Raw genomic sequence first — 7,701 nt, 5'->3', positions numbered from 1 at the left:
CGGCCCAATCGAGCAATCGCCGGACGGCCGCTTGGACGTCCGGTTCGTCACGGGTGGTACAGGGATCGTGGATCGCCAGGGGGCCGTCCAGCGGCGGCGGTGCCGCATGGGGGAGGCCGGCGGTTTCCAGCACCTCCCACAGGCTGATGACGTCCGCTTCCGGCAAGTGGCGGGTAAACATCTGCAGGCAGCTGGAACAGGCCACGATCGGCTGGGGCCGCTTGAGATCGTTCCAAGTGGCCAACCAGCGATCCAGAGTTTCCTGAAACAGGGCCTGCTGACCGGCCCAGTGCGCCGGTGCGCCGCAACAGCCCAGCATCAGGCCACGCCACCGGAAAGTTCCGTGCGCAGATGCGCATACACCCGCCGCACGTGGCCGGGAGCCGAGGCGCTGAGCTGGCAACCGGGAAAAAACAGGTAGCGGCTGCCGTCCATGCCGGGTGCATGGCGCGCCAGGGAAAAGGCATCGCTTTGGGAGAAGGCCATGTCCTGGAGGGCGAAGTCGTGGGCCGAGGGCGGCATCTTGCCCCGTTGGACCATGCTCTGGCGAACCATCAGGCAGAGGTCCTGCATGGCGAAATCGTTGGGGCAGACCGTTTCGCACAAGCCGCACAGACTGCACGCGTTGATCAGCCGGTTGGCCTTACGCTCACCCATGACAATGGACTCGTTGTTGTAGATCTCCCGGGCGTATCGTTTGGGGTAGCCGCCGAAGTGCCCCAGATACGCGCATACCTTGACGCATTCAAGGCATTGACACTGCAGGCACCGGCCGGCTTCATGTTGGGCTTCATCCTCGGTGTAGCCGGTCGACGGATCGGCCATGCCCACCGCAGGCAGGGCAGTCACGCCTCCAGGTTGGTGAAAAGCCGGGTCTCGATGGGCCCCTCCTTCTCCCGGCCGGCGTCCATGGAGACCTTCTGCAGCCAGCGATCCATGGAGGTGGCACACCAGCGGCCCGAGGCCGCCTGCCAGACCGGCGAGGGATGCTGCCACCGGCAAAGAGCCCCTCCCGGCCGGTGTCGCCGGCAAACCGAAACATCCCCAGGTCGGTACGGTCAAGCCCGACAGCATCGGCGGGCACCGCATCCAAGCCGATATAAACGGCCGCATCGGCTTGCATGAGGCCATCTGGATCCACGCTGCCATTCGTCTCGAAGCGTACCCCGATGCGAGAAAGATGATCCAGCTCCGCCGCGACGATCGCGTCGGTGAGCCGTTGAGGATAGCGTCGCACCAGGTTGCCACCCACTGTCCCGCCCGGCTCGATCACCGTCACCGCGTACCCCTTGCGTGCCAGATCCCAGGCCACGGTCAGGCTGCTGAGGCCACTGCCCGCCACAGCCACCTGGATGTTTTTTGCGGCAACGGCAGAACTCGTCGGGGCCGCCCGGCATGGTCGACGCAAGCCCGCTCCAGATCGGCGATTCGGATCGCCTCCCCGACCTTGGCTCGGTTGCATGTCGTCTGGCAAGGGGCGTCGCAGATGCGCCCCAAAATTCCCGACAGAGGCATGACCTTGTTTAACACCATCAGGGCCTTGGCCCAGTCGCCGCCAGCCACATGCCCGATCAGTACGCACATCCACATGCAACGGGCAAGCGGCGACGCAGGGTGCCGGCTCCTCCTGAATACAACGGTTTTCCCACTGCCGCAGTTCGATCTGATCCATTGACGCATCCTTTTTCCCGGAGGGTAGCCTCCGGGGAATCCATATCCACCAAAGGCGACCCTCGGCAAAACACAACCGAAGATCGCCTCGGAAAGGACGCTCCGGGCCGCACCCAGCCGGCCCGGAGACGTATCGTTGACCTACTTTGCCTGCAAACCGGCCAAGACCTTTTCCGGTAGCGCCGGCAGACGGGTGACGCGCACACCGCAGGCGTTGTAAATGCCGTTGATCACCGCCGCATGGGGACTGGTCAGGGGAAGCTCACCCGACCCGGCGGCACCGAAGGGGCCATCCTTGCGCGGGGTTTCCACATAGATCAATTCCATGTCGTCGGGAATCTGTTTGATGTACGGAACCCCGGCGCCGGCCAGGGTGGAATGCTTCTTGATATCTTCGTAGTCCTCGGTCAGGGCCAGGCCGATGCCCTGGGCCAGGCCGCCGTAAAGCTGGCCATCCACCACCAGGCGGTTGTTGACCGATCCGACATCAGCCACCAGGGTCATCTTCTCCACGGTGGTTTTACCGGTGGCGATATCCACGGCCACCTCGGCCATGAAGACGCCGTACATATAGACGGAGAAGGGTTCACCCTGGCTGTTCGCGTCACAATCCCGGGCCGGGGCGGTCCATTTGCCCACATAGTGCACCGGAATATCATCGGCCTTCATCTGGGCATAATCGCGGTAGGTGCCGTCCGGCTTCTTCATCCCCGCCGCCAGTGCCTCGGCGGCATTTTTGGTGGCCTGTCCGGCCATCACCTGGCTGCGGCTGCCGCCGGCAGGACCCGAGTTGGGCGCCTTGCTGGTATCGTTCATCACCAGCCGGATGCGATCCGGCGTAATCCCGGTCACCCGCAGGGCCTCGTAAGCTACCCCCAGTTCCGGCGTCGGCGCCCTGACCATGGTCCTCCCAGCAGTTGAAGATGGTGACTGTATTATCCTTATTGAGCTCTGCCCAGGCTTCGGAGGTGTCCGGTCCATCCAGACCGCAGCCGTAAACACCGATGGAAACGCCCACGCCCTTTTTAACCGCATCGGTGGATTCGGCTTTGGCTTTATCCAGGGCCGCCGTGTATTTCGGGCGCAGCTTGTCGATCATTTCCGGCAGCGAATAAACCTCCGGTGCCTGGCCCGTGGGCGTGGTGGATCCTTCGCGGTAGGCATTCTTGTAGCGCAGTTCCAGGGGATCGCGCCCAGCTTCTCGGCCAGTTCATCCATGAGCACTTCGGAGGCGAATTCGCTCTGGGGCGCACCATACCCGCGGAAGGCCGATCCCCAGGCGTGGTTGGTGCACACGGTACGTCCCTCGCCACGAATGTTGGGAATGTCATACCCCGCCCCCATGAACTGGGTGCCCCGCAGGGTCAACAGGTCGCCGAACTCCGAATAGGGGCCATGATCCACGCTGTAGTCGGTCTCCATGGCCAGCAGTTTGCCATCCTTGTCGGCGGCGAAGCGCATGTTCATGAAAAACGGCGAACGCTTGCCGGTGTATGCCTGCTGTTGCTGGTAGTCGTATTTGAGGAAGCATGGCCGGCCGGTGACCAGGGCGGCCACGCCCACGAGGGCCTCCATGGTGGGGCTGAACTTGTAGCCGAAAGTGCCGCCGGCCGGGTTCTGGACCATGATCAGGTCTTCCAGTTCCACCCCCATGCCAGGTGCGATCATGGCCGCATGCAGGTGCAGGCCGATGGATTTGGAATGGACGACCAATTTTCCGTCATCGTTTTTGTAGGCGAAGCCCACATCCGGTTCGATGGGCAGGTGCGGCTGACGGCCCACATAGAAGTCGTCCTCCACCACCACATCGGCAGCATCGAAAATGGGAGCGGTCTCCTCCCCCTTGGCGATCTTCTGAATGTAGTAAATGTTAGGCGTTCCCGGATGGATCTCGATGGCATCGTCGGCCATGGCCGCCGGGGCGCTCATGTATTCGGGCAGCGGCTCCAGGTCGACCTTGACCTTGGCGGCCGCATCCTTGGCGTGATGCTCGGTGTCGGCACAGACGATGGCAATGGCATCGCCATACTGAAACACCTTGCTATCGTTTAAAATGGGGCGTTCCCAGCCGTCTCCCTTGTTGGACGGGAAGGTGATCAGGCCGGTAATGCGGTTCTTGCCGGGCACGTCCTTGTGGGTGATAATCTTGACCACCCCCGGCATTTTTTCGGCTTCGCTGGTATCGATCCCCTTGATGTTGGCATGGGAGATGGTGGCCTGGACCAGCGCCATGTTCAGCCGATCATCGGGCAGCTTGAGGCCCAAATCGGCGCCATAATCCAGTGTGCCGGTCACCTTGGCAATGGCCGTCGGCCGCGGGTATTTGGTGCCCCAGATGCGTCCGTCCTCGGGAATCTTGAAATTCAGTTCATCGGCAGCCATCTCGCCGCGCAGGACCTTGGCAGCATCCATGACCGCGTCGACCAGCGGTTTGTATCCGGTACAACGGCAGACGTTCCGGTGTTTCTGAAACCATTCGCGGACCTGATCACGGGTCGGGTCGGGATTCTCGTCCAGGAGAACTTTGGCCGAAACGATGAAACCGGGGCTGCAGAATCCGCACTGGGCACAACCATAGGCGACCCAGCCAGCTGCAGCGGATGCAGCCCGGCAGGTGTTCCGATGCCTTCGATCGTCGTCACCGTGGCGCCATCGGCGACCCGGGACAGTTTGGTGATGCAGGAACGGACCAGTTTGCCGTCCATGATAACGTTACAGGCGCCGCACTGACCCTGGCCGCAGCCGACCTTGGTTCCGGTGAGTCCCAGCTGGGCACGCAGGATGGTGGCCAGGGTTTCGTTTTCCGAGGCAATGACCACCTTGTTGCTACCATTCAACATGATGTTGCGTGTAATCATAATTCCTCCCTTTTGTGTTAATTCGTCGTTGGATGCGATTCCTATTCAGCAAACCCCCTTGCCAAAACCGCACAAGGGGAAACGGCAATCCGCACAACCGGCACACAGCCCGCCGTGTCCCATGGCGGCGATATCCTCGGCCGTGATCGTCTCCCCGGCCAAAAGGCGCGGCATCACGAGGTCGAAGATGCTGGTACGGTAATACATCACACACCCCGGCAGACCGGCCACCGGCACGTCGCCGATGGTGGCCAGCATGAACATGGCCCCGGGGAAGACCGGTGCCCCGTAGCTGATCACCCGAGCGCCGGCCGCCCGGATGCTGGCCGGTGTCTGATCGTCGGGATCCACCGACATGCCGCCGGTCACCATGACCATGTCGGCGCCTTCTGCGATCAACGTATGAATGGCTTCGACGGTCATCTGCGGATCATCGGAAACGAGGATTTGGCGCATGACCCGGCTGCCCAAGGCATTGAATTTCTTCTCCAGGACCGGCCCGAACTGATCCTTGATGCGACCGTGGTAAACCTCACTGCCGGTGGTGACCACACCCACCCGGCGGGCCTTGAACGGTTTGACCTGGATCAGGGGCGCGGCTTTGGCACAGATCGCCTCGGCGGCGGTAATCGTATGGGCATCGATAATCAGCGGGACGACGCGCACACCGGCCACGGTTTGACCGGCGCTGACAGGCTGAGAGGTGTGCAGGGTGGCAAAGGTGATCTGCCCGACGGCATTCACCCGCGTCAAGGCAGGCACATCGATCTTGAGCAGGCCGTCCGCTTGGGCGATCAGGCTGACCTTGCCTTCCAAGGGTCCGCTCAAGCGGATACCCGAACCCACCGCCGCACGGGCGAGGCGGCCGGCGGCATCGTCCTCGTGCAGCATGCCTTCAGGCAGATCGAGGACAAAGATGTTGGCCTTGCCCATGTCGAGAAGAACGGGGATCTCCTCCGTTTGGATGATATGGCCCTTGCGAAAGGCCGGGCCTTCTCCCGACCCGGGATAATACGGGTGACATCGTGCCCAAGCACCATGCCAACAGCATCGGCAACAGGAATCGATTTCATCGCTTGGTTCACCTCGCTACAGAATGGATGGTCAATGCAAAAACAGGCCATGGCGGCACACGGGTACGACTGCAGAGCATCGGGCGCCGGAGTCAACAACAAGCATTTGGGATGAAAGCAAAGCGAGAGAACGACAACTAATTTTCTATCGCGCCCGCCGGACTATGTCAATCTTGACACAACAAAGTCCCTAAAAAAGCACCCCAAATTGGATCCAACCAACGGTTATTATAAAATATAAATTGTATACAAATGCACTTTGGAAACCGATGGGATGACCATCCCCGCCTGTCAATCCGGCGCCGCCGGTGGCACAATCGAGCCGTCTCCCCTTGAAAATGCGGTCATCTTGAGGGACCGTATCGCAAATCATGGACCAAGTATTTGCTATTTCCCCTGAAGATGATTTTGTTAATTCATAACCCTTAAAAATTATAACAAAATAGAACACCCTGATTTTTCTTGAAGTTCTCATGCGTCGATGGATGGGGCGGGTTCTTAGCTTTCGAAGCTGTATGCATTGGCAAGAATGGGACAATCTGCCCCATTTTCAGTGCAGCGTTTGGGTCAGACTGACTCATCCTTTGATAATTGAAGGGCAAATGATGCGGGTAGGAGATGAGCAGATCGGACCGAGACAGCACAGGTCGATCCTGGGCAGGGGGAAATTACGGGGCGGAATCGTGCACCGGCGCATCCGGGGTGATCCATCCACCGCCAAGGGCTTTGTAGAGGTTGACGTAGGCGCCCAGGTACAATTGTTGAAGTTCGGACAGTTGCAGTTCCGCGGAAAACAGCGTCCGTTCGGTATCCAGGACCTCCAGATAGCTGCTCACCCCCCGGTTGTAGCGCTCCTTGGACAGGGCATTGGCGTTTTTGGCGGCGCGTTGCTGGCGTTGGGTGGCGGCCAGTTCCTGGCGGTAGGTCCGGATCGCCACCAGGGCATCCTCGACTTCGCGAAATGCGGTCAACACGGTGGATTGATACTGGAAAAGGGCTTGGCGGGTTTTCTCCTCCTCGATCTCCACGCGCCGTTTGTTCTTACCGAAATCGAGAATCGGTGCCAAGAGCTGGCCACCAATGGACCAGGCTTCGCCCTTACTGGTGATGGTGCCGATTTCCGTGTTGGCCACCCCCAGGGTGCCGGTCAGGGAAACCGCCGGCAGGCGCAAGGCCTGGGCGACACCGATCCGCTCGGTCTGTGCCTTGAGCTGATATTTGGCCTGAACGATGTCCGGACGGCGATCCAACAGGGTCGACGGCATGCCCACCGGGATGTCGGGCGGTAGCGGTTGGGCGGACAGTGCCCGGGTCGTCTCGATGGCTCCCGGCAGTTGGCCCAACAGGATACTGAGCCGATTTTCGGTCTGGGCGATGGCGCGTTCGTACAAGGGGATCGCAGCCGCGGCGATCTCCTTTTGAATCTGTGCCTGGTTGACATCGATTTCGGCAATGATCCCCTCACCGAAGCGCTGCTGGATAATCTCGAGGCTCCTGGATCGCGACGCCAGGGTGGACACCGATATATCCAGGCGCTGCCGGTAATCCAATATCTGATAATAGGTGCTGACGACACCGGCGATCAACGACAATTGAATGGTTTTCAGCCCGTAGTCGGATGCCACCAATTCTGCCCGTGCCGCCTCGGTGGACCGCCGGTATTTGCCCCAGAAATCGACCTCCCAGGTCAGCGGCGCGGCCAGATAGACGCTCGCGTTGGTATCCGTGGATCGGGAACCGCCGCTGAAATTGCCGATAGATGCCCCGGCCTGGCCATCCAGTTGCGGATACTGGTCGGCGCGCGTAAAGCCGACCGTCGCCCGGGCCTGTTCGATGCGGCTGGCCGCGATTTGCAGATCGCGGTTGTTTTCGAGAGCCGTGGCGACCAGGCGATACAGCAGCGGGTCATCAAACAATTCCCACCAGTTAAGATCGGCGGCAGTATCGGCAGGCATCACCGGGGTGCGGTAGGCGTCCGGTACGCGGACCACCGGATCGGTGAAGTCCGGTCCCACGGCACAGCCGGCAAACAGGACCGCGACCAGAACGAACCGCTTGAAACCGTTGCATATTATCTTGTGTGTATCCATCGTGCCCCT

At 60.8% G+C, this 7,701-nt stretch carries 8 protein-coding genes and 3 pseudogenes; all 11 read right to left on the bottom strand.

The features are described from left to right. Positions 1-319, bottom strand: a 319-nt coding sequence (locus JCM12296_RS17790) for a heterodisulfide reductase-related iron-sulfur binding cluster (protein WP_172683962.1), incomplete at its 3' end; no start/stop codon positions are given. Continuing rightward, positions 319-849: a 4Fe-4S dicluster domain-containing protein gene (locus tag JCM12296_RS39985; protein ID WP_054695995.1), complete on the bottom strand. Its 531-nt coding sequence runs from the start codon at positions 847-849 to the stop codon at positions 319-321. The genes JCM12296_RS39985 and JCM12296_RS17790, both read right to left, overlap by 1 nt. After that, the gene (locus JCM12296_RS36600) at positions 791-1,342 is read right to left on the bottom strand and encodes an NAD(P)-binding protein (protein ID WP_172683961.1); all 552 of its coding nucleotides are present in this window, start codon (positions 1,340-1,342) and stop codon (positions 791-793) included. The genes JCM12296_RS39985 and JCM12296_RS36600 overlap by 59 nt, the downstream gene beginning before the upstream one ends. Further along, positions 1,315-1,680 (bottom strand): hypothetical protein, encoded by a 366-nt coding sequence (locus JCM12296_RS17780; RefSeq protein WP_083456252.1) that lies wholly within the window; start codon positions 1,678-1,680, stop codon positions 1,315-1,317. Before JCM12296_RS17780 ends, JCM12296_RS36600 begins: the two co-directional genes overlap by 28 nt. 132 nt (positions 1,681-1,812) lie before the next feature. Next, a complete protein-coding gene (locus tag JCM12296_RS47705) occupies positions 1,813-2,574 on the bottom strand; it encodes a molybdopterin cofactor-binding domain-containing protein (protein ID WP_281492049.1) in 762 nt (253 codons plus the stop codon). 40 nt (positions 2,575-2,614) lie between these two features. Beyond that, a pseudogene (locus tag JCM12296_RS49670) lies at positions 2,615-2,770 on the bottom strand (hypothetical protein); the annotation flags it as partial. Next, positions 2,767-4,083 (bottom strand): xanthine dehydrogenase family protein molybdopterin-binding subunit, encoded by a 1,317-nt coding sequence (locus JCM12296_RS47700; RefSeq protein WP_308417252.1) that lies wholly within the window; start codon positions 4,081-4,083, stop codon positions 2,767-2,769. The gene JCM12296_RS47700 and the pseudogene JCM12296_RS49670, both read right to left, overlap by 4 nt. Positions 4,084-4,143: 60 nt before the next feature. After that, positions 4,144-4,209: pseudogene (locus tag JCM12296_RS49665) on the bottom strand (hypothetical protein); the annotation flags it as partial. Positions 4,210-4,403: 194 nt separating this feature from the next. After that, positions 4,404-4,511 (bottom strand): annotated as a pseudogene (locus JCM12296_RS47695) (hypothetical protein); the annotation flags it as partial. A 63-nt stretch (positions 4,512-4,574) separates the two neighbouring features. Continuing rightward, positions 4,575-5,462, bottom strand: a complete 888-nt coding sequence (locus JCM12296_RS17770; protein ID WP_281492048.1) for a molybdopterin-binding protein — start codon at positions 5,460-5,462, stop codon at positions 4,575-4,577. 808 nt (positions 5,463-6,270) lie between these two features. Further along, the gene (locus JCM12296_RS17765) at positions 6,271-7,692 is read right to left on the bottom strand and encodes an efflux transporter outer membrane subunit (protein ID WP_054695989.1); all 1,422 of its coding nucleotides are present in this window, start codon (positions 7,690-7,692) and stop codon (positions 6,271-6,273) included. Between the last annotated feature and the right edge of the window lie 9 nt (positions 7,693-7,701).

It is taken from the genome of Desulfosarcina cetonica JCM 12296, from assembly GCF_001311845.1.
In the GTDB taxonomy this organism is placed as follows: domain Bacteria; phylum Desulfobacterota; class Desulfobacteria; order Desulfobacterales; family Desulfosarcinaceae; genus Desulfosarcina; species Desulfosarcina cetonica.
Note: the sequence above shows the minus strand (reverse complement) of the source record. Positions and strands in the feature narration are given on the sequence as shown.

Bases quoted from the DNA above. Each gene is read 5' to 3' on its own strand.
- JCM12296_RS17780 (WP_083456252.1), bottom strand. From the start codon at position 1,680: ATGCGTCAATGGATCAGATCGAACTGCGGCAGTGGGAAAACCGTTGTA.
- JCM12296_RS47705 (WP_281492049.1), bottom strand. From the start codon at position 2,574: ATGGTCAGGGCGCCGACGCCGGAACTGGGGGTAGCTTACGAGGCCCTG.
- JCM12296_RS47700 (WP_308417252.1), bottom strand. From the start codon at position 4,083: ATGGATGCTGCCAAGGTCCTGCGCGGCGAGATGGCTGCCGATGAACTG.
- JCM12296_RS17770 (WP_281492048.1), bottom strand. From the start codon at position 5,462: ATGGGCAAGGCCAACATCTTTGTCCTCGATCTGCCTGAAGGCATGCTG.
- JCM12296_RS17765 (WP_054695989.1), bottom strand. From the start codon at position 7,692: ATGGATACACACAAGATAATATGCAACGGTTTCAAGCGGTTCGTTCTG.